Origin of the sequence: Halomonas sp. AOP12-B1-6, assembly GCF_052379225.1 — a bacterium.
Taxonomy (GTDB): Bacteria; Pseudomonadota; Gammaproteobacteria; order Pseudomonadales; family Halomonadaceae; genus Vreelandella; species Vreelandella casei.
This window is the reverse complement of the sequence record NZ_JBQSYK010000002.1, coordinates 384,889-405,618: the sequence shown is the minus strand read 5'-3', so window position 1 is coordinate 405,618 and position 20,730 is coordinate 384,889. Positions and strand designations below refer to the sequence as shown.

The window sequence follows — 20,730 nt, the reverse complement described above, 5'->3', positions numbered from 1 at the left end:
CCTATTGTTGTGTTGTAGCGCTCTGCTACCCGCTATCACATCAATGCCGGCGCTTAGCCAAACACTTCCAGCGCCTCCTACTGCGGATAATGCCGATACCGTTCAGACGCTATATTTAGAGATCGTTCTCAATCAATACCCTACCCAGAGGGTTATTGCCGTTATCCAGAAAGATGACTCTCTGCTGATTAAGCGTGAATTGTTGATTGATATCGGGTTGCCTGCTGAGCGCTTAGCAGGCCGGGAGGAGGTCATCAATCTAAGTCGTTTGAGCGATGTAGAGGTTCAATATCACAGCCCGACCCAAAGGCTTTACATCAATGTTCCTCCTCACTGGCTATCCCGCCAGTATCACGCCAGCGCACGCACGAATAGTCGTTATCCGTTGCAAGCAAGCCCAGGCGCGTTATTCAATTACGATGCCTACGTTAGCAGTGCTCGGCGAGGAGGCACTACGGCGAGTCTTGGTCATGAGGCACGCCTTTTCGGCACCACGGGAACATTCACCACTACGGGGATTTACCGACAAGCTTTGACGGGTGAAAGCGGCATGAACGAAGGCTATCGACGTTTCGATACCCGCTGGGAGTACGCTGACCAAGAGACAATGGTTCACTACACCGCAGGTGACGTGATAACTCGGCCGCTAGGCTGGACCAACGCAGTGCGCTTAGGGGGCATTCAAATTTCCCGTGATTTCGCTCTTCGGCCGGATCTCGTGACATACCCTCTGCCCGAATTCTCGGGGGAAACGGCGGTTCCTACTACCCTTGATCTATTTATTGATGGAACGCGCCAATCTTCCACGGCATTGGCCCCTGGTCCATTCACTCTAACTAATATGCCAATGGTGACCGGGGCGGGTGAGGCGATAATAGTCACTACGGATAGCCAGGGTCGCCGAGTATCTACTAATCTGCCCTTTTATATTTCTAGTGAATTGTTAAGTCCGGGGCTAACTAGTTACAGTGCTAGTGTCGGTGCCCTACGCAAAGACTTTGGCCAGCGCGATTTTGCTTACCGCAATATTGCAGCTACCGGTAGCTATCGCCGTGGTATTAATGACTATTTCACACTCGAGCTTCAGGCAGAGGCAGCCAGCGATGTTTCTACCGCAGGTGCGGGCGGCGCTTTTAAACTATGGCGGCTCGGCACGCTGGAGTCCGCCTATCGACAGAGTTATAGCGAAGGAATTACAGGAGCATCATATACGACGGGATACCGCTACCGCAGTCGCGGCTTCAATATAGGGCTGCGTCATCAGGTGGAGCAGGCGGAGTTCGTCGACTTAGCCAACAGCATTCAACGTAACTCAAACTATAGAGCACAGCGAGAGATCTCTCAGCTCACCACCGGCCTCAGTTTGGGGCGTTTAGGCTCTTTGGCTGGTGGCTACTTCGATATTAAAACAGATCAAGATAGCCGTTCGCGTCTACTTAATCTGACCTACAGCCGCCCTTTATGGGAGCGTATGCATCTCTCGCTATCGGCTAACCGAGAAGTTGGTGGAGATTGGAGTGCTCTGGCACAAGTCACGCTACCGCTCAGTCGCCGCCCTGGCACGCTGAGCGCTAGCGTTCGCCGAGATGCTGAAGGGGGCATGTCCACTCGCACTCAATATACTCAAACAGCGCCGATACAGGGCGGTTGGGGTTGGAACCTAGCCTATGAGCAACGCAGCTCCGAAAACGACTATCGTCAAGCTGAGTTAGCTTGGCGCGGGGCCGCTACTGAGTTGCGAGGCGGTACTTTCGGTACTCAACAAAATGCCGTGCACTATGCTGATGCCAGGGGCTCACTAGTACGCATGGATAGCCAATGGTTTGCTGCCAACTACGTACGCGACGGATTTGTTGTGGTCAGCACCGATGGCCAACCCGGTGTTCCAGTACGCTACGAGAATCAGTTGGTCGGCAGCACCCGAGACAGCGGCCACCTACTCGTCCCGTGGGCACGCGCCTACTACGCAGGAAAGTATGAGATAGACCCTTTAGTACTGCCCGCTAACCTGAGTGTGGCGCACGTTGAACAGCGCGTCGCTGTCAATGCAAGAAGCGGCTATTTACTTAATTTTCCGGTTAAGCGCGTCATTGCAGCAACGCTAGTATTAGTCGACTCGCAGGGTGACCCTTTACCTCTCGGTTCCCGTGTCATAACCAACAGCGGTGCAGTTTCGCTAATAGGCTGGGATGGTCAGACCTATTTAGAAAACTTAGAAAGCGCTAATCAACTTCACGTAACGCTGCCCAGCGGCGATAGCTGCGAGCTAAGACTGGCCATTGACGTACTCTCTGATGAAATACACCACCTAGGAAGCCAATTATGTCGTTAGGGAAGCGTGAAGGTACGCCAAAACGGTCTAAATACGGCGGGCTATACGGTTTCGTACTGCTAGCCTTAGCGATTGTTAGTCCTAACGCCTGGGCTTGCACGATAAGTCCAAACATTAGCGCAGCCTTTGGTAGTGTCAATTCTTTTGTTATCGAAAGCTCGCCTCAAAATACCTCGGCTCAACCCAGTGCAGGTGCTGTTTGCCAAGGCGCTTTGCTAGGGCTAGCCGTTACCTCCAACCAGAGGATTCGTGCCACGCTTAACAGCACTAACCAAGGACGGCTGGTTAACATCGAGAATAACGACGCAATCCCTTATCGCATCTTTGCTCTGGCATCACAGAATGAGCAAATGTTCCTCGGTACGGCTTATAACTATTTTAATCCTGTGCTGATTGATCTACTTGGTCTGATTGGTGGCCAAAACATTAATATTCCCATGGAATTTAGAACCTTACCCACTACCAATGTTGCAGCCGGCATGTATACGGACACACTGACCATCAATTGGAATTGGCGAATCTGCGACATTGGATTGTTAGGAATTTGCCTAGCAAGGACGGGTACAGGAACTACTACCATCAATCTTAGTATCATGGTCACTCCTGACTGCGCGATTCAAGCCCCCGACCTGGATTTCGGCAGTGCGCCGCTTGTAGCGGGTTTTGACACAGTCTCTCGCACGATTGACATTACCTGCACGAAAGGCAGTGACTATTCCGTTGGGTTAAGCGACGGGCAGCATGCCGCGGGTAACGTGCGACGAATGGAAGGCGGCGGCCAATACCTTAATTACCAGCTTTACAAAGGAACGACTGGTAACAGCCGCTGGGGAAATGGTGGCAGCGAACGACGCGCCTCGTCGACAGCCGATACAAACCCTGGCACGCCGAGCGGCAGCTCTCAAGGTTTTACTTATCGTGCCGAGATACTGCCGGGACAAAGCACGCCACCGGCTGGCACCTATACCGATATGATTATTGTTGATGTTGCGTTCTAAGTTGCTTTTGCCCAGGAGCCCCGCAATCAAGCGCCCTTAGACGCCGCTAACGTGTACAAAAACTCTAATCCCAGCGTGGCGGCGGCGAGCGAAGTAATGTCGCCGTGGTCATAAGCGGGATTAACCTCCACCACGTCCATGCCGATTAAATCCATACCGACCATGCCGCGGATGACTTTCAACATTAAGTCAGTCGACATGCCGCCGCAAACGGGCGTGCCGGTGCCGGGGGCGTAGGCGGGGTCGAGACCATCAATGTCCAAACTAACGTAGGCCGGGTGATGGCCAACGCGGGCGCGGATACGTTCCAGCACCGCAGCAGGGCCGTGGTCGTTGACCCAGTCAGCATCCAGTACTTCATAAGGATGGTTGCGGCGGTCGTAGCTGGTGCGGATGCCAATTTGCAGCGAGTGCTCAGGCACGACCAGGCCTTCTTTTAGGGCGTGGTGAAAAATGGTGCCGTGATCAAAGCGCGTGCCTTGCTCGTAAGTGTCAGTGTGAGCATCGAAATGAATCAGTGCTAACGGGCCGTGTACCCGAGCATGGGCGCGCAGCAGTGGCAGGCTAATGTAATGATCGCCGCCAAGTGTCAGCATTTTTTTACCCGCGCTTAGCCAGCGATGGGCATGACTTTCCAGATTGTCTACCAGGCTTTCTGGCTCGCCATACGCATAGTCAACGTTGCCGGCATCGCACACGCTTAGGCGTTCTTCTAGCGCAAAGTCCCACGGCCAGCGTTTGCCTTCCCAGATTAAATTAGCGGTGCTTTGACGAATAGCATTTGGCCCCATGCGGGTGCCGGCACGGCCCGAACAGGCAAGGTCAAAAGGTACGCCACTTACCACGACATCGGCGTCGGTTGCCTTGGGGTCCGTCGCTTTTGCTACGCCCATAAAGGTAGAAATCACATCGCCATAGAGGCTGGGCATCGTTTGTGCAGACATTGCGTGGTGGTGAGTCACCGGTGTGCTTCTCCTTATGGTCAGGAAATCGCTGATAGTCGCGAATGGGGCAGACGATAAGGAATAATTGGTAATAATTTAAATGAATGTTTAGAATTTAATCATTCATAAAATGAATAGCAGTCATTTATGCGATCGTTCCGCCATTTCGACCTTAACCTGCTGCTGGTCTTTGAGACGCTGATGCGCGAGCGCCACGTTACTCGGGCGGCAGAAGCGCTCTATCTCAGCCAGCCAGCGCTGAGCCACGCGCTTAAGCGCCTGCGTGAGTCGCTGGGCGACCCGCTGTTTGTGCGCACAGAAAACGGTATGCAGCCAACCCCACGCGCACTGGCGCTATTGCCCGTCGTGCAGCAGGCGCTGGCGCTACTGCGTGAGGGCCTTGCGCCGCCTGCCTTATTTGCGCCTGCCGAGAGCGCGCGGCGCTTTACGCTTGCCACCACGGACTACTTTGAAGAGGTGATGTACCCGCCTTTTCTTAGCCAGCTATTGGCCTATGCGCCGGGCATTAGCTTTTCAATCGAGCTGATTACCCCTGATGTATTAGGTGAAGGTCTTGAACAACGCCATGTCGACATGGTGGTAGGATTGGATAGCCAAAGCGCGCTGCCTAGCGGCGTAATACAAACGCCCTGGATGGATGAGGAACTGGTCTGTTTGGCAGCGACTCACAATAAGCGCATAGGGGAGGCGTTAGATATCGTGCAATTTGCCCGCGAAAGGCATGTGGAACTGACCGATATCAGCGGCTTGCGCCCCAGTAACATTGACAGCTGTTTGGTGCAGCACGGCTTAACGCGGCATGTGATTTCTAAGAATCTCAATTATATTGCCGCCGCGCGGGTGGTGGCGCTAACAGAGGCGGTCATGACGCTCCCGCGGCAAATGGCTGAACGGTTTGTCGATATGCTGCCGGTACGCTTAGTGGAACCACCTCAGGAATTGCCAGCGTTAAAAATGACTCTGATCCAGCATGGGCTCTATGCCAGCGATCCGGCCATTGCCTGGCTTTATCAGCAGCTTATGACGTTTGCTCAGGCATTCAGCCACCGGCCTTCTGCGGCTTAATAAAAGAAATATTAGCTTTTAATGTTGTCCTGACAAGATTAAAGACGGTTGAAAGAAAACTAGCCGTCAGTAATGATGCTATGCCTTGAGCGGAATGTGCGTTGCATTACGTTCATTTAAGGGGCGCTGTAGACAATTAATAAAAGGAGAACGCCAGTGAAAATAGGCGCACCGAAGGAGAGTGCCCGGGGAGAAGCGCGTGTAGCGCTAACCCCTGAGAGCGCAAAGCAGATCCAGAAACTAGGCCATGAGTGCCTAGTTGAAACTGGCGCAGGCCTTGCTGCGGGCTTTAATGACGACACTTATCGCGATGCTGGTGTGACGGTGGTGGACGGGCCTGAGGCGCTCTGGCGTGATGCTGAGGTGGTCATTAAAGTCCGCGAGCCCTCTGATGAAGAGGCCGAACGCCTGCGTGAAGGTCAAACACTGATTGCCTTCTTCTGGCCGGCCCAAAATGAAGCGCTGCTAGAGAAGTGTAAGGCCCAGGGCGCGACCGTTGTGGCGATGGATATGGTGCCGCGTATTTCGCGTGCCCAGAAGATGGATGCGCTCTCTTCCATGGCCAATATCGCGGGCTATCGCGCGGTGATTGAGGCGGGCAATAACTTTGGCCGCTTCTTTACCGGCCAAGTGACTGCCGCGGGCAAAGTGCCACCGGCTAAGGTGCTTGTGATTGGCGCGGGCGTGGCGGGGTTGGCCGCGATTGGTACGGCCACCAGCCTGGGTGCCGTGGTGCGCGCTTTTGATGTGCGCCCTGAGGTATCTGAGCAGATCGAATCCATGGGCGCGGAGTTCGTGTTCCTCGATTTTGAAGACAGCCAAGATGGGTCTGAAAGCGGCGGTTACGCATCGCCCTCAAGCCCTGAGTTCCGCGAAAAGCAGCTTGAGTGCTTCCGTGAGCAGGCTCTCGATGTCGATATCGTCATCACTACCGCATTGATCCCCGGCAAGCCTGCGCCCAAGCTGTGGCTGGAAGATATGGTCGCGGCGATGAAGCCGGGCTCGGTGATTATTGATCTGGCCGCCGAAAAAGGCGGCAACTGCGATCTCACCAAGCCTGACGAGCGCGTGGTCAGCGATAACGGCGTAATAGTGATCGGCTACACCGATTTCCCATCGCGCATGGCAACGCAATCATCCTTGCTGTACGCCACCAATATTCGCCATATGTTGACGGATCTAACGCCTGAGAAAGAGGGCGTGATTAATCACAATATGGACGACGATGTGATTCGTGGCGCTACGGTGACGCATCAGGGCGAAATCACCTTCCCACCGCCGCCGCCCAAAGTGAAAGCGATTGGTGCGGCTAAGCCGAAGAAAAAAGAGAAAGAGCCCACGCCTGAAGAGAAAAAAGCCGCCGAGATTGCCGGCTTTAAAGCGCAAACCACGCGCCAAGTGGGGCTGTTGGCCATCGGTGGCGCGTTGATGCTGCTGCTCGGTCAGGTCGCGCCTGTTTCCTTTATGCAGCACTTTATTGTCTTTGTATTAGCCTGCTTTATCGGTTTCCAGGTGATTTGGAAAGTAAGCCACTCGCTGCACACGCCGTTGATGGCGGTGACCAATGCGATTTCGGGCATCATTATTTTGGGGGCGATTCTGCAGATTGGTTCCGGCAGCGCAGTGGTTAGCGTATTGGCGGCAATCTCAGTGCTTATCGCGTCAATTAACATCGTGGGTGGCTTCCTGGTGACACGCCGGATGCTGGCCATGTTCCAAAAATCCTAAGCGGCGGAGAGACGATATGTTGGGTCAAGGATTCGTATCTGCCGCGGCAATCGCGGCAAGCGTACTATTTATTTTGTCGCTAGGCGGCTTAAGTAACCAAGAAAAAGCTAAACGCGCCGTGTGGTACGGCATCGTCGGTATGGCATTGGCGGTGTTTTTCACCGCCTTTGGGCCAGGCATTGGCGGCTACTGGTGGCTGATTCCGATGATGCTGATCGGCGCAGGGATTGGCGCTTATGTCGCGGGCAAGGTCGAGATGACCGAAATGCCCCAGCTAGTCGCCGCACTGCATAGTTTTGTGGGCTTGGCTGCGGTACTCGTGGCGTGGGGCGCCGATTTAGAACGCCGTCGGGTAATGGCCGCGCGGGCCGCTGAGGCCTCGCTGGATCAGTTCTCCGCGTTTGCGGCGCTGGTCGCTACCAAAGCCCCTGACGAGCTGATGTTTCTGCAGGTTGAGGTAGTGCTGGGCATCTTTATCGGCGCAGTGACCTTTACCGGCTCGGTGATTGCGTTTGGTAAGCTGGCGGGCAAAATCGATGGCAAACCCCGTCAACTGCCCGGTGGGCATTTGCTCAATGCGGGCGCGGCGGTGCTGTCGCTGCTGTTAGCCATTCTTTACCTGAACGGTGCCGGCTTCTGGACGCTGATACTGTTAGCAGCGCTGGCATTCTTTATCGGCTATCACCTGATCATGGGGATTGGCGGGGCGGATATGCCGGTGGTGGTGTCGATGCTCAACAGCTACTCCGGCTGGGCGGCGGCGGCTATCGGCTTTACGCTCTCCAACGACCTGCTGATTGTGACGGGTGCGCTGGTAGGTTCATCGGGTGCGATTCTCTCCTACATCATGTGTAAAGCGATGAACCGCAAGTTCATTAATGTGATCTTAGGCGGTTTTGGCGGTAAGCAAGGGCCCGCGGCGGAGATTGAAGGCGAGCAGGTGGCCATTGATGCAGGCGGCGTAGCGAGTGCCTTGAATGATGCTGATAGCGTCATTATTGTGCCGGGTTACGGCATGGCCGTGGCTCAAGCACAAAGCGCGGTGAGTGATTTAGTGCGTAAGCTGCGCGCGTCGGGTAAAACCGTTCGCTTTGGTATTCACCCGGTGGCCGGGCGCTTGCCAGGGCATATGAACGTGCTGCTGGCTGAAGCCAAAGTACCTTATGATATCGTGCTAGAAATGGATGAAATTAACGATGACTTCGCCTCTACAGATGTGGTGATCGTGATTGGCTCCAACGATATCGTTAACCCCGCGGCTGAAGAAGACCCGAATAGCCCCATTGCTGGCATGCCGGTGCTTAAAGTGTGGGAGGCGAAGCAGGTATTTGTCAGCAAGCGCGGCCAGGGTACCGGTTATTCCGGCATTGAAAATCCGCTGTTCTTCAAAGACAACACGCGGATGTTCTATGGCGATGCGCGCGATAGTCTCAATACGCTGCTGCCGTTGATTGATTAGGTTCAGGCGAGGACGTGAAGCGGCGTTAATCCGTCGTTAGCTGCGTCAGTCTGCACGTAAGCCCGCGATTATTCGCGGGCTTTTTTGTGCTGTGCAGGCCATTGCCACTCCTGCTATGGTCATTAGCCGCCTTGGCTGCTGAGCACTCACTATTATGAATCAACGTTCTAACCCCCGTGTGCTGCTGCGTTTGCTGGGACTCCTTCGCCCATACCGGCTACGGTTAGCATTGGCCGGCCTGGCGCTGATACTGGCCTCTGGCAGTGTGCTGCTGCTGGGCAATGGGCTGCGCTTAGTGATTGATCGCGGTTTTATCGGTGCCGATGAGCGGGCCCTTGCGCAGGCATTGGTCTTGATGCTGGTCGTCGTGGCCGTACTGGCACTAGCGTCTGCACTGCGTTACTACCAAGTGACCTGGATTGGCGAACGCTTGGCTGCTGACCTGCGCCGGCGCGTGTTTGACCATTTGCTTTCCCTCGAGCCCAGCTTCTTTGAAAGCGCGAGTGAAGGGCGTGCCGCCGGTGAAATAGCCTCTCGGCTGACCGCGGATACCAGCGTGCTACAGAGCTTGTTTGGCTCCTCCGTATCGCTGGCGCTACGTAATGCCGTGATGTTAATCGGTGCGGTGGTATTAATGCTGATCACTCAGCCTTGGCTTTCGGCGCTGGTGCTGATTGGCATTCCTGCCACGCTTTTGCCCATTGTGTGGTACGGCCGTCGAGTGCGGCGGCTATCGCGTACCAGCCAAGACCGCGTGGCCGAACTTGGCCGCTATGCGGAGGAGGCGCTGAGTGGTATCCAAACGCTTCAGGCCTTTACCCATGAAGTTGAGGATAAGCGCCACTATGGCCAGCGTGTCGAGCAGGCGTTTGGCAGCGCCGTAGAGCGCACACAGCAACGAGCCTGGCTGACGGGCATTGCCATGCTAGTCGTGTTTACGGCCGTTGGGCTGATGCTCTGGCAGGGTGGCCAAGCGGTATTAGCAGGCACCATGAGCGCCGGCGAGCTATCGGCGTTTATTTTCTACGCCGTGCTGGCAGCGGGTTCTATTGCCACGCTTGCCGAAGTGGCGGGCGATGTGCAGCGTGCAGCAGGGGCCGCTGAGCGGCTGCTGGAACTGCTCGATACGCCGCCCGCTATCCAGTCGCCCATAAGCCCTCACGCGTTACCCAATCCACCGCGTGGCGAGATTAGATTAGCGAACGTTAGCTTCGTCTATCCCGGTAGGACGACGCCAGCGCTCGAGGCGTTTGATTTACATATCCAGCCAGGAGAGCGAGTGGCTATTGTCGGCCCCTCGGGAGCGGGGAAAAGCACGCTGCTGGCACTGCTGCTGCGTTTTTATGATCCTAGCCAAGGGCATGTTTCCCTCGATGGACTTGATATTCGTCGCTTAGATCTGAGTGCTTTGCGCAGTGCCATCGGGCTAGTGGCCCAAGAGCCGGTGCTGTTTAGCGGCTCGGTAGCGGACAATCTTCGCTATGGCGACGCCGAGGCTGATCTTGGCAAATTACGGGTCGCCGCTCAGGATGCCAGCGCGCTTGCGTTTATCGAGGCGCTACCCCAGGGCTTTGATACGCCGTTGGGGCCGGGGGGCGTGCAGCTTTCCGGTGGCCAGCGTCAGCGGCTCGCTATTGCCCGAGCGCTACTAAAAAATCCCGCCGTGCTGTTGCTGGATGAAGCCACCAGCGCCTTGGATGCCGAAAGCGAACGACTGGTACAGCAGGCGCTGGATCGGCTGATGGTGGGGCGCACCAGCATCGTGATCGCCCACCGGCTCGCCACGGTCATCGCGGCAGATCGATTACTGGTGTTGGATGGCGGGCGACTTATTGCGGCGGGCACGCACGCTGAGTTAATCACCAACAGCCCGCTCTATCGTCATTTAGCCGCATTGCAGTTTGGCGGTGAAACGTTATAAAACTGTTTTAAAGCCGGGAGTTCCTATGTCGAGTTTTTTCCAACGTCTTAATGCTGTTAATGCCCCTTCGATTGGCCTGGGTTGTATGAACCTCTCTCACGGTTACGGCAGCGTCGTGCCTGAAAGTGCTGCCCTGCGTGCTTTGGATGAGGCCTTTGATATGGGCTATCGCCACTTCGATACCGCTACTATGTATGGCGCTACAGCCAATGAGCGTTTGGTCGGTCGCGCCCTGGAGGGCAAACGACATCAACTGTTTCTAGCCAGTAAATGCGGGATGGCGATGGATCCTGAGTCGGGCAAGCGGGTGATTGACGGCCGCCCGGCAACATTGCGCAAACAGTGCGAAGCGAGCCTTGCGCGGCTGCGTACCGATCATTTAGATCTCTACTACCTGCACCGCTTGGATCGCCAAGTCCCCGTTGAAGAGAGCGTAGGCGCGCTAGGGCGCTTGATGGAAGAGGGCAAAATTGGTGGCGTGGGGTTGTCTGAAGTTTCTGCGCTAACCTTGCACCGCGCGGTGGCTGAATACCCAATTGCCGCGGTGCAGTCAGAATACTCGCTGTGGACGCGCAATCCTGAAATCGCTCTGATTGATGCGTGCCGTGAGACAGGCACGGCGATGGTCGCGTTTAGTCCTCTGGGGCGGGGGTTTTTAGCCGGGGCCATTAACGACCCCGCGCGACTCGAAGAGGGCGATATGCGTCGTAATATGCCGCGTTTTAGCACCGAGAACTATCCGCACAATGTCGCGCTGTTTGAGCGCCTTGCGACGTTGGCGCAGGCATTAAGCGTCACGCCAGGGCAGCTGGCGCTGGCGTGGTTGCAGGCAAAAGGCAGCGACATTATCCCTATTCCGGGCACGCGTACGCCTGCCCACATGCGCGAAAACTTAGCAGCACAAACGCTGCGCCTTGATGACATCACCCTGACACAGCTGGATGCCATGATGACGCCAGATCAAGTGGCAGGTGCCCGCTACGGCGAAGCGCAGCAAGCCGATATCGACACCGAAGAATTCACAGCGTAGCGGCGGCTAGCGAAAGTTGATGACGACAAATAGTTAAAAGCTATTAACATTTTAATAAAAAGCAAATTGTGGCTATGGCAGTTCTGCTTTAAAACAGAGCTAGGTGAAAGTGCTGGGTAAGCGCATTACATTTTTTACGCACAGTACTAGCGTGAGCAAGCTCACGGTCAGTTGACTTGGTCGTCGGTCAGACGAGCGCCACCAAGGCACAAGCAATAAGGGAGAAAGCTATGAGTGGTAAATGTCCTGTCATGCATGGTGGTAACACCTCAACGGGCACGTCGAATAAAGACTGGTGGCCTGAAGGTATTAATCTGGATATTTTGCACCAGCATGACCGCAAAACGAATCCGATGGATGCTGATTTTGACTATCGGGAAGAAGTCAGAAAACTCGATTTTGACGCGCTGAAGCAAGATGTTCATGCGCTAATGACCGACAGCCAGTCGTGGTGGCCAGCCGACTGGGGCCACTACGGCGGCCTGATGATTCGTATGGCATGGCATTCAGCGGGCACCTATCGCCTTGCCGACGGCCGTGGTGGCGGTGGTACTGGCAGCCAACGTTTTGCACCGCTCAACTCCTGGCCGGACAACGTCAGCCTTGATAAAGCGCGCCGTCTACTATGGCCAATCAAGAAAAAGTACGGCAACAAAATTAGCTGGGCCGACCTGATGATTCTGGCTGGCACGGTGGCTTATGAATCCATGGGCCTCCCTTCCTACGGCTTTTCGTTTGGCCGTGAAGACGTCTGGCATCCGGAAAAAGATATTTACTGGGGCAATGAGAAAGAGTGGCTGGCGCCTTCTGATGAGCGTTACGGCGACGTTGAAAAGCCGGAAACCATGGAAAACCCCCTAGCGGCGGTGCAAATGGGGCTTATCTATGTAAATCCCGAAGGCGTTAACGGCGTGCCCGATCCGCTTAAAACGGCTCAGCAGGTGCGTGAAACCTTCGCTCGTATGGCTATGAACGATGAAGAAACCGCCGCGCTCACCGCCGGTGGTCACACCGTAGGTAAATGTCACGGCAATGGTGATGCGGGGGCGCTCAGTGCCGTGCCCGAAGGATCATCGGTTGAGAGCCAGGGGTTTGGCTGGGGTAATCCGGCCATGGGCGGCAAGGCAAGCAATGCCGTGAGCTCTGGTATTGAAGGCGCCTGGACGACCAACCCTACGCAGTTCGATATGGGCTATTTCGACCTGCTGTTTGGCTATGAGTGGGAACTGAAGAAGAGCCCGGCAGGCGCCCACCAGTGGGAGCCCGTGAATATCAAAGAAGAAGATAAGCCGGTTGATGCCAGCGATCCCTCTGTTCGTCGCAACCCGATCATGACCGATGCAGACATGGCGATGAAGATGGATCCGACTTACCGGGCGCTTTGTGAAAAATTCATGGCGGACCCGGAGTATTTTAAAAAGACCTTCGCCAAAGCATGGTTCAAGCTGACCCACCGTGACCTAGGCCCGAAAGCGCGTTATATCGGCCCGGAAGTGCCTGCCCAGGACCTGATCTGGCAAGATCCGATTCCGGCGGGCAGCACTGACTACAGCGAAGAAGTGGTTAAGCAGAAAATCGCTGAGAGTGGCCTGAGCATCAGCGAGATGGTTAGCACTGCGTGGGATAGCGCGCGAACCTATCGCGGCTCTGATATGCGTGGCGGTGCCAACGGTGCTCGCATTCGCTTAGCGCCCCAGAAAGACTGGGAAGGCAACGAACCTGCGCGTCTCACCAAAGTGCTGGCAGTATACAAGCAGATTGCTGCCGACACCGGTGCGAGCCTTGCCGACGTGATTGTTCTGGCCGGCAGTGTGGCGATTGAAAAAGCCGCTAAAGCAGCAGGTTATGATGTTCGCGTTCCCTTCCTGAAAGGGCGTGGCGATGCCTCTGCTGAGATGACCGACGGTGAATCGTTTGAGCCGCTAGAGCCGCTGGCAGACGGGTTCCGCAACTGGCAGAAGAAAGACTATGCAGTGAAGCCGGAAGAGCTGCTGCTGGACCGCGCCCAGTTGATGGGGCTGACAGGCCCCGAAATGACCGTGCTGATCGGTGGAATGCGCGTACTGGGCACCAACTACGGCGGTACCCAGCAAGGTGTATTTACCCACCGTGAAGGCCAGTTGACCAATGACTTCTTCGTCAACTTGACTGACATGGGCAATACCTGGAAGCCAGTAGGTAACAATGCCTACGAGATTCGCGACCGTCAAACGGACGCCCTCAAGTGGACCGCTTCGCACATTGACCTAGTGTTTGGCGCTAACTCGGTTCTGCGTTCCTACGCAGAAGTGTATGCCCAGGACGATAACGGCGAGAAGTTCGTGAAAGATTTTGTCGCAGCCTGGACGAAAGTGATGAATGCGGATCGATTTGATATTGCTTAATCACGACGAGGTTTAATTCGTTTTGCCAAGCCCGCATCTAGAATGCGGGCTTTTTTATTGTGGCAGTAAAGCCGATTTTAGCATCTCGCGAACGGCGTCAGGGGTAAAAGGAGGGTGAGTAAAGCGTACGCCTGTTGCATCGAAGAGCGCGTTAGCAATCGCGGGAGCGCCGGGTAGTGATGTGGATTCTCCTACGCCTAATGGCGGCAGTTCCGGGCGATCAAGCAGCATGACATCAATTGCTGGAAGATCAGAAAAACGCAGCACTGGATATCCGCCCCATTCCCTGCTGGTGGGTAGGCTATCTTCAAAGGTGACACGTTCTTTTAAGGTGCGGCTTAGCATCTGAATGACATTGCCATGTACCTGATGGCGAACGCCGGCAGGATTCACCATTAGGCCCGCATCCTGCCCTACGAATAGCCGTTCCACGACAATACGTCCGCTCTTCGTATTCACTTTAAGCTCGACAACCCAGGCGGCGAGTGCCGCGCCAAAGCCTGGAAATTTACTGTGCACGTATTGCGCATAAGCGAAGCCTCGGCCATAGCACCAGTCAGCGTCTTTTTTCGGATTTTTATTGGCGACACCTGCTTTCCAGTTCGCACGCTGCACGAGCGCTTCAATAAGCTCGCAGGCGCGGACATCAGGCAAGTTGCGCAATCGGTAGGCGACGGGATCTTCGTTTGCCAAACAGGCCAGTTCATCAATGTAGCTTTCATGAGCGAAGGTGTTGGGTAATGCCGAGACGCCGCGTAGCCAAGAGGCGCGCACAAGCGTCGGCACGTCGTCACAAATGATTTGCCGATGAGGGTAATGATAGGGCGGCACTGATGTTCGGTCGCCCATTTCAAAGGGGATATCGATCGGCGGGGTTGTACCTGTCAGAAGCAGCGCCAGTGTCGGTGCACTGTTAGAAGGATAGCGTGAGCTAAAACGATAGCCTGCTGGGCTACCGTCTGCGTTCAGCCCGCCCTCAATAGCCATGTACTGAGCGGCTCCTTTAGGCTCCCACGTGTGCTCTTGCTCGCGCGTTAACTGCACGCGAACAGGGCGGCCGACTGCCTGGGAAAGAAGCGCGGCGTCCGCGCCCACATCGTCGGCGCAGTTGCGGCCATAGCAGCCCGACGTCTCCATGCGAGTGACGGTAATGACGCTCTCATCTAAGCCGGTTAGGCGCGCTAAGTCTGCACGCAAACTATGTGGATTCTGTGTTCCCGACCAGATGTGAAGCGCGCCAGCTTTAGCATCAGCCACTGAGCAAGAAGGGCCTATCGAGCCATGCAGTTGAAAAGGCCAAACATAGCTGCGATTGAGCTGCTGGCTGGCCACGCTAAGCGCGCTATCTAGATCACCCTCGTCGATAAGCATGCGCTGCTTGCTGGGTAAATCCAGTAGCGCTTGCTCAATATTGTCCAGTTGGGGAAGCCCTTCGACCGGGCGCCACTCAACTTTAAGCTGTTTAGCAGCAGCGGCGGCTTGTTCTTCACGCTCAGCAACGACACCGACAAAATCCCCTATCACGACAACGCTAATCACGCCTGGCAAATGAGCAACAGAGCTTTTATCAACGGCTATCAAGCTAGTGCCGATAAACGCGCCGTTATCGTGACCTACATAAGGGGGGCGAATCACTCGGCCATGCAGCATGTCGGGAAGGCGGAAGTCATGGACGAAGGTTAATTTTCCTGTGACTTTGTCAGGGATATCAACACGAGCCATGGCTCGACCCACTAGCGTGTAATCGCTGGCGGGCTTGAGCGGTGCGCGATCATCTAGCTTCAACGCATGGCGTGCACCCGTTAGCAATGCTCCAAAACTTATCGGCGGGTGATGCTTGTCGTTGGGCTGGATAGTACTGTTGAATTGAATAGCGCCGTGTTGGCAGCTGAGTAGGGAGCGCTCGACGCCAAAGTGTTTGGCAGCCAGTGTGAGCAAATATTCGCGTGCCTGTGCCGCGGCGCGGCGAAGAGGTTCCGCGGTAATCTGAATCGTCGCACTGGCGATGGTGGGTCCTTGGTTGGGCACATCAAAGGGATTGCCGAGCACCATGGTGACACTATCGAACGCCGTACTCAGCTCTTCCGCTACGATTTGTGCCAGTGACGTGCGTATGCCGGTGCCGAGATCTACGTGTCCGTTGAACGCCACGATATGGCTATCGCTCAAGATGGCGATGAATATCTCGGGCTCAATGGGCGTGAAGAGGGAAAGTGTGCCAGGTTGACCTGGAGCTGGTTTGGGCGGCGTTATAGGGTCTCTATAGACAACCAGAAGATCTGGCTCATGCAGCAGTGACTGTCTTGTATAGTTTGATTTATCCGCCATAACCGCTTCCAAAGCTATCTTTTAAATTAATGTATTTGAGGTGATGAATTGGCGATAAGTAAGGTAAAATTATAGCGTATACGCCATAAAAGCATGGTGAATTGTTCTCAAGCAAGCAGTATTTCGTGGGCTGCTACGTGCCCTGATCATCAGTGCCATACTCAGTACATCGCGGCGCCAATACATTAAGGATATTGAATGACAACGGATAGTGCGCTTCATCACTCGTCGGCCGGTGAGCATCCTACGCCTTCAGAGCAAGGCTATGATTTTTCAGAACAAGTGGGGCACCTGCTACGCAAAGCCTATCAGCGCCATACGGCTATTTTTCAGCGATACAGTAGCGATAAACAGTTAACGGCGATCCAGTTCGTGACGCTGTGCACGGTAATGGAACGTGGTCCCAGCTCGTTAACCGATATCGTCAACGTCACGGCGATAGACCCGGCGACTATCCGTGGCGTTATTAAACGACTCAAGGCCCGCGGATGGATCTCGCTGACCACGGACCCTAATGATCAGCGCAAAGTGATGGTTGTCATCACTGAGTTGGGCGCTGAGTTGGTAGAAAATATGGTACCCAGCGCCAAGCAAATCAGCGATCAGACCATGCAAAATCTCAATCCCGCAGAGCGCGTTGCGCTGATGCATCTGCTCGAAAAAATGAACGCGGATAGCTAGCTAGTGGCTAGGTGATCCAAGGTTTCATTCAGGCTAATGACATCCCCGTACTTACTATCGATATCAAACAGATTGGCTTCGTGGGGCGCTGGGTGGCGGTCGCCAACGCAGTCGCGCACGACGATCACGCGAAAGCCATGCTGTAGGCCGTCAACCGCAGTGGCGCGGACGCAGCCGCTGGTTGAGCAGCCGGTGATGATCAGCGTATCGACCCCCATCGCGACAAGCGTTGAAGCAAGCGAGGTGCCGAAGAAGGCGCTGGCATACTGCTTGGTCATCACCAGCTCGTCTTCACGCGGTGTTACCTCTGGGCAGAACGCTGCGTAAGGGTTGCCCGCTACCATGGCGCGCATTACCGGCGCTTTTTTCACCCATATGCCGCCATCAATTTGATCCGGCGCGTGATACAGGATGTTGGTGTGGAGGACAGGAATACCGCTATGCCGGGCTGCGTCTAACAGTGAGGGCATATTGGCAACGGCATCTACCACGCCCTGGGCAAATAGCGGCGAGCCAGGCGTGGTGTAGCCCTGCATGAAATCGACCACTAGCAGCGCAGGCTTGTTACCAAAGCCAATGCGGCCATCCCAAACACCTTTGTAGTTGTCGTCTAAAGAGCGATCGTCAGCACCTTTCCCGCTGGCTGTCTGGTTAGAGGGCGTCATGATATTAGCTCCTAGTAAGCGCCTGACAGCAAGGCACCAGCGCCGGGCACAATAGGCTCTAAATCGAGCGCTTTAAGCATGGCGTAGGTAGTGGCGATAGCAGCAGTGACCACTGGCTTGCCCGTTAAGGCTTCTACCTTGGCAACGGCCGCTAGCGATGGCATTTGTACACAGGCTGATAGCACGATGGCATCGACGTTGTTTAAATCGAGGCTAGCCACAATGCCAGGAAGATTAGCGGGATCGTGGCGGGCGACATCCAGGTTGTTAGGGATTTCGAGTGCTCGATAATCAAGCACTTCAATGCCTTCTTGGCGAATGTAGTCGACCACCATCTCGGTGAGTGGCTTCATATAGGGCGCTACCACGACCACGCGTTTGGCTTTCATCACGCCTAGTGCATCGACCAGCGCGCCAGCGCTCGTCACCACCGGCGTATCGCAGCCGTTCTCTTTGGTGCGGCTGCGTAAGCGCTGTTGTGATTCGCGGTGATAGCCAGGCCCCATGGCCATGATCGCGACCAAACAGGCGTAGCCCATCACATCGACTGCCGCATCGGAAAGCTCCAATGCACAGCGGTCTGACTCAGCATCCATCGCTGCGAGCTCGTCCTTGCTGACATTTTTCATGCGCATACGGCTGGAATGGAAGGTAAAACGCTCAGGCCGGATTAGCTGCCGTGCCGCCAGCATGGCCGGAATTTCCGTTTCCATCGTGATGTTAGAACTTGGCACAATCTGCCCGATGCGATAGTTCCTGGAATAGCTCTTGGTGCTGTGCGTCATGATCATTGGCCTTTGTTAGAGTTGTTTGCCGAGGAAGTCTTCAAAAGCGGCAAAAAAGCCGTCGAAATCATCCCAGGGAATCATGTGGCCCGCGTTTTCCGCGGTGGTAATCCGCAGGGTGGGCAGCAGATCGATCATTTCAGCGCGATCTTCATCCTGGATAACGCCGCCTTTGCCCGCGCACATCAGCAACGTAGGCACGTTGATGTTGGGGAGGTCTTGGTGGATATCGACGCTGTGAAACTCTTCAAACGCCTGAACTATGGCCGGCTCAAAGCAGGTATGTAGCCACTCGGCGCGCAGCCGCAACTGCTCGTCACTCCAGGTCGGGCAGTAGTGACGCATGGTCTCAATGTCGGCGCCACGCGTGCAGTCACGAATCGAGTCCACATACCACGGCAGCTTGCTGGGATATTCTCGACGTCCTGGTCCTGAAACCGGTGGGTCGATCAGTACCAGTTTGGCAATGCCCTTTGCGCCGCGGCTCATGGCGCGAAGCGCAAAGCGCGCGCCCATGGAGTGGCCCGCTAGAATGACATTGTCGAGCCCTAACTCATCAATAAACGCAATCACATCGTCAGCGCAGGTGTCGATGTCGTAAGCGAACTCGGGGCCGCTAGACGATAAGCCCCGCCCACGGACATCCAGCACGTAGGTATCGAAGTGCTGACCCAGCCGCTCGGCTACAAACCCCCAGGTGATAGCGGGGCTCGTAATGCCCGGTATCAGCACCAGGGGTTGGCGTGAGGACTTAGCGCTGTCACCGAAACGCAGGTAGTGCTGGCGAATACCGTTGGCATGTAAGTTCGCGCCATAAAGATAGGTGCTGCTCATACTGGGCTTCCTTCATTGATCGCGTCAGGTTGCTTCAGTGGTACTTCAAAGGCATCGTAGGCGAATACCCAGGCCGGGTCTTCATCTGCGCGTAGCCATGTATTGTCGTGGGAGACCTGCTGCACTCGCGAGGCACGCTCAAAGCGATTGGTGCGATAAAGCTCGAAAGCACGTTGATAATTGTCAGCGCCAACATCTTCCAGGCAACGCACCAGCATGGCAGCATCTTCAATCGCCATGGCGGCGCCTTGAGCCATATGTGGCTTCATTGGGTGACAGGCATCACCAAGCAGTACTAATCGATTTTCATGCCAAAGTGGTAGCGGATTACGTTCCAATAAAGGCCACTTCGTGACGCTTTCTGTGCAGTCAATCAGCGCTTGTACGGTGGGGTGATAGCCTTTGAACGCTGTACGCATTTCTTCCTGGGAGCTATCGACGAAGGAGGTGCCGTGGTTCCAGTCGGGTTCGGGCACGCCCGTCACGTAGTAATACTCTTTTTCGTCGCCGGTGACGAAATAAACCATCATATGACGATCTTCTGACCACCACTTTACGCACGCCTCAAAATCCAAATCGTACGCTTTGAGCTTTTCAGCGGAGATAATGGCGCGATGGGCAACCCAGCCACTGTAGATAGGTGCTTCAGCGCCGAGTAATTTCTCACGCAGGCGTGAATTAACACCATCAGCACCAATGACTAAATCGGCTTCTTCGATTGAGCCATCGGCGAAGGTCATGACGACTTTATCGCCGCTGTCATCGACATCTACCAAGCGCTTATCGAAATGTAGATTATCCTGGTCGAGCGTGCTCACCATTAATTCGTGGAGGTCGCCACGGTGGACGGTGATATAGGCTGCCCCGTAGTTTTCGAGAGCAAACTCACCCAGCGGGATACGCGACTGATATTCCCCCGTCATGCCGTTACGGCTGAACCAGTAATCAGGATGTGACCCCATGGCATTAAGCTTGTCCTCAATGCCAATACGCCGCATGACTTTCATAACATTGGGGCCAAGGTGAATTCCCGCGCCAAGGCGAGAAAAAGCCGGCGCTTGTTCGTAAACCTTGGTGGGATAACCCGCTTGCTGCAGCAGTGCGCCAGCCGCGGCACCGCCAAGGCCGGCGCCAATGACTGCAATGGTGGGTTTGTTCTTCATATCGTCGTTGCCTCGCTGTTTTTATTCACACACCACCGTGCAGAGCGCCTCAGGGAGTGAGTTTGTGAATGCTATAAAACAACGTATACACCATTTATTTGTTGGTCAAGGATTTAATGGGAAAATTATTTTTATGAGCAAATAGGTTGATTGAGTATATATTATGCTGAATTTAATGACTTTTTTTGTATTTTTATGGTTTTTATAAAAACTTGAAAGACTCATCAATTGAGTGCTATATGTTTATTAGTATTTTTTTATGGCGTGTACGCTTTTTATGCATGTTTATGAGCATCGCCGCACTTTACCGGTGCACGCCTAGCGATGAAGGCGAAAATAGGCTGATTATTCAGTACGACGAAGAGTGTTTGGCAAGCAGGCCGTTTTAACAA

16 protein-coding genes are annotated in these 20,730 nt (G+C 54.8%); 10 read left to right on the top strand and 6 right to left on the bottom strand.

Annotation, left to right across the window (positions count from 1 at the left end; genetic code table 11):
• Positions 1-4: 4 nt before the first annotated feature.
• Together ACT3TR_RS07160 and ACT3TR_RS07155 are read left to right on the top strand one after the other, a co-directional pair.
• The gene (locus ACT3TR_RS07160; protein ID WP_444624870.1) at positions 5-2,332 is read left to right on the top strand and encodes a fimbria/pilus outer membrane usher protein; all 2,328 of its coding nucleotides are present in this window, start codon (positions 5-7) and stop codon (positions 2,330-2,332) included.
• The gene (locus ACT3TR_RS07155) at positions 2,323-3,330 is read left to right on the top strand and encodes a Csu type fimbrial protein (RefSeq protein WP_096277340.1); all 1,008 of its coding nucleotides are present in this window, start codon (positions 2,323-2,325) and stop codon (positions 3,328-3,330) included. The genes ACT3TR_RS07160 and ACT3TR_RS07155 overlap by 10 nt, the downstream gene beginning before the upstream one ends.
• Positions 3,331-3,356: 26 nt before the next feature.
• Here the strand turns inward: ACT3TR_RS07155 and speB are convergent, their stop codons facing one another.
• Entirely contained in the window at positions 3,357-4,259 is a 903-nt protein-coding gene (speB, locus tag ACT3TR_RS07150) for an agmatinase (RefSeq protein WP_444625061.1), read from the bottom strand.
• A gap of 162 nt (positions 4,260-4,421) precedes the next feature.
• Here speB and ACT3TR_RS07145 point away from each other — a divergent pair, with 162 nt between their 5' ends.
• From ACT3TR_RS07145 to katG, 6 genes are all read left to right on the top strand, one after another.
• Positions 4,422-5,360: a LysR family transcriptional regulator gene (locus tag ACT3TR_RS07145; RefSeq protein WP_441685620.1), complete on the top strand. Its 939-nt coding sequence runs from the start codon at positions 4,422-4,424 to the stop codon at positions 5,358-5,360.
• A gap of 156 nt (positions 5,361-5,516) precedes the next feature.
• Positions 5,517-7,088, top strand: a complete 1,572-nt coding sequence (locus ACT3TR_RS07140; protein WP_444624871.1) for a Re/Si-specific NAD(P)(+) transhydrogenase subunit alpha — start codon at positions 5,517-5,519, stop codon at positions 7,086-7,088.
• A gap of 16 nt (positions 7,089-7,104) precedes the next feature.
• A complete protein-coding gene (locus ACT3TR_RS07135) occupies positions 7,105-8,547 on the top strand; it encodes an NAD(P)(+) transhydrogenase (Re/Si-specific) subunit beta (protein WP_096277346.1) in 1,443 nt (480 codons plus the stop codon).
• Positions 8,548-8,701: 154 nt separating this feature from the next.
• Entirely contained in the window at positions 8,702-10,468 is a 1,767-nt protein-coding gene (locus tag ACT3TR_RS07130) for an ABC transporter transmembrane domain-containing protein (RefSeq protein WP_192535798.1), read from the top strand.
• Positions 10,469-10,493: 25 nt separating this feature from the next.
• Positions 10,494-11,498 carry an aldo/keto reductase gene (locus tag ACT3TR_RS07125; RefSeq protein WP_444624872.1) on the top strand — a complete coding sequence of 335 codons (1,005 nt, stop codon included), beginning with the start codon at positions 10,494-10,496 and terminating at the stop codon, positions 11,496-11,498.
• A gap of 230 nt (positions 11,499-11,728) precedes the next feature.
• Complete coding sequence (gene katG / locus ACT3TR_RS07120; protein ID WP_444624873.1) at positions 11,729-13,882, top strand: catalase/peroxidase HPI; 2,154 nt, start codon at positions 11,729-11,731, stop codon at positions 13,880-13,882.
• Positions 13,883-13,936: 54 nt separating this feature from the next.
• Here katG and ACT3TR_RS07115 read toward each other — a convergent pair whose 3' ends face one another.
• On the bottom strand, positions 13,937-16,210 hold the full coding sequence (locus ACT3TR_RS07115) for a molybdopterin cofactor-binding domain-containing protein (protein ID WP_444624874.1): 2,274 nt from the start codon (positions 16,208-16,210) through the stop codon (positions 13,937-13,939).
• A 198-nt stretch (positions 16,211-16,408) separates the two neighbouring features.
• Here ACT3TR_RS07115 and ACT3TR_RS07110 point away from each other — a divergent pair, with 198 nt between their 5' ends.
• Positions 16,409-16,891, top strand: a complete 483-nt coding sequence (locus ACT3TR_RS07110; RefSeq protein ID WP_235040634.1) for a MarR family winged helix-turn-helix transcriptional regulator — start codon at positions 16,409-16,411, stop codon at positions 16,889-16,891.
• Here ACT3TR_RS07110 and ACT3TR_RS07105 read toward each other — a convergent pair.
• From ACT3TR_RS07105 to ACT3TR_RS07090, 4 genes are read right to left on the bottom strand one after another with little or no spacing between them, the layout of a single operon-like run.
• A complete protein-coding gene (locus ACT3TR_RS07105; RefSeq protein ID WP_192535793.1) occupies positions 16,888-17,556 on the bottom strand; it encodes an N-carbamoylsarcosine amidohydrolase in 669 nt (222 codons plus the stop codon). The two genes, ACT3TR_RS07110 and ACT3TR_RS07105, sit on opposite strands and share 4 nt — an antisense overlap.
• Before the next feature lie 11 nt (positions 17,557-17,567).
• On the bottom strand, positions 17,568-18,341 hold the full coding sequence (locus tag ACT3TR_RS07100; RefSeq protein ID WP_444624875.1) for a maleate cis-trans isomerase family protein: 774 nt from the start codon (positions 18,339-18,341) through the stop codon (positions 17,568-17,570).
• 15 nt (positions 18,342-18,356) lie between these two features.
• Positions 18,357-19,175, bottom strand: a complete 819-nt coding sequence (locus ACT3TR_RS07095) for an alpha/beta fold hydrolase (RefSeq protein WP_444624876.1) — start codon at positions 19,173-19,175, stop codon at positions 18,357-18,359.
• Positions 19,172-20,338 carry an FAD-dependent monooxygenase gene (locus ACT3TR_RS07090; RefSeq protein WP_444624877.1) on the bottom strand — a complete coding sequence of 389 codons (1,167 nt, stop codon included), beginning with the start codon at positions 20,336-20,338 and terminating at the stop codon, positions 19,172-19,174. Before ACT3TR_RS07090 ends, ACT3TR_RS07095 begins: the two co-directional genes overlap by 4 nt.
• Before the next feature lie 239 nt (positions 20,339-20,577).
• On the opposite strand from ACT3TR_RS07090, the gene ACT3TR_RS07085 reads away from it, so the two are divergent.
• On the top strand, positions 20,578-20,727 hold the full coding sequence (locus ACT3TR_RS07085) for a hypothetical protein (RefSeq protein WP_441685356.1): 150 nt from the start codon (positions 20,578-20,580) through the stop codon (positions 20,725-20,727).
• Positions 20,728-20,730 lie beyond the last annotated feature (3 nt).

Coding starts and splice junctions, on each gene's coding strand:
- ACT3TR_RS07155 (WP_096277340.1), top strand. CDS start 2,323: ATGTCGTTAGGGAAGCGTGAAGGTACGCCAAAACGGTCTAAATACGGC.
- speB (WP_444625061.1), bottom strand. CDS start 4,259: ATGCCCAGCCTCTATGGCGATGTGATTTCTACCTTTATGGGCGTAGCA.
- ACT3TR_RS07145 (WP_441685620.1), top strand. CDS start 4,422: ATGCGATCGTTCCGCCATTTCGACCTTAACCTGCTGCTGGTCTTTGAG.
- ACT3TR_RS07135 (WP_096277346.1), top strand. CDS start 7,105: ATGTTGGGTCAAGGATTCGTATCTGCCGCGGCAATCGCGGCAAGCGTA.
- ACT3TR_RS07130 (WP_192535798.1), top strand. CDS start 8,702: ATGAATCAACGTTCTAACCCCCGTGTGCTGCTGCGTTTGCTGGGACTC.
- ACT3TR_RS07125 (WP_444624872.1), top strand. CDS start 10,494: ATGTCGAGTTTTTTCCAACGTCTTAATGCTGTTAATGCCCCTTCGATT.
- katG (WP_444624873.1), top strand. CDS start 11,729: ATGAGTGGTAAATGTCCTGTCATGCATGGTGGTAACACCTCAACGGGC.
- ACT3TR_RS07115 (WP_444624874.1), bottom strand. CDS start 16,210: ATGGCGGATAAATCAAACTATACAAGACAGTCACTGCTGCATGAGCCA.
- ACT3TR_RS07110 (WP_235040634.1), top strand. CDS start 16,409: ATGACAACGGATAGTGCGCTTCATCACTCGTCGGCCGGTGAGCATCCT.
- ACT3TR_RS07105 (WP_192535793.1), bottom strand. CDS start 17,556: ATGACGCCCTCTAACCAGACAGCCAGCGGGAAAGGTGCTGACGATCGC.
- ACT3TR_RS07100 (WP_444624875.1), bottom strand. CDS start 18,341: ATGACGCACAGCACCAAGAGCTATTCCAGGAACTATCGCATCGGGCAG.
- ACT3TR_RS07095 (WP_444624876.1), bottom strand. CDS start 19,175: ATGAGCAGCACCTATCTTTATGGCGCGAACTTACATGCCAACGGTATT.
- ACT3TR_RS07090 (WP_444624877.1), bottom strand. CDS start 20,338: ATGAAGAACAAACCCACCATTGCAGTCATTGGCGCCGGCCTTGGCGGT.
- ACT3TR_RS07085 (WP_441685356.1), top strand. CDS start 20,578: ATGTTTATTAGTATTTTTTTATGGCGTGTACGCTTTTTATGCATGTTT.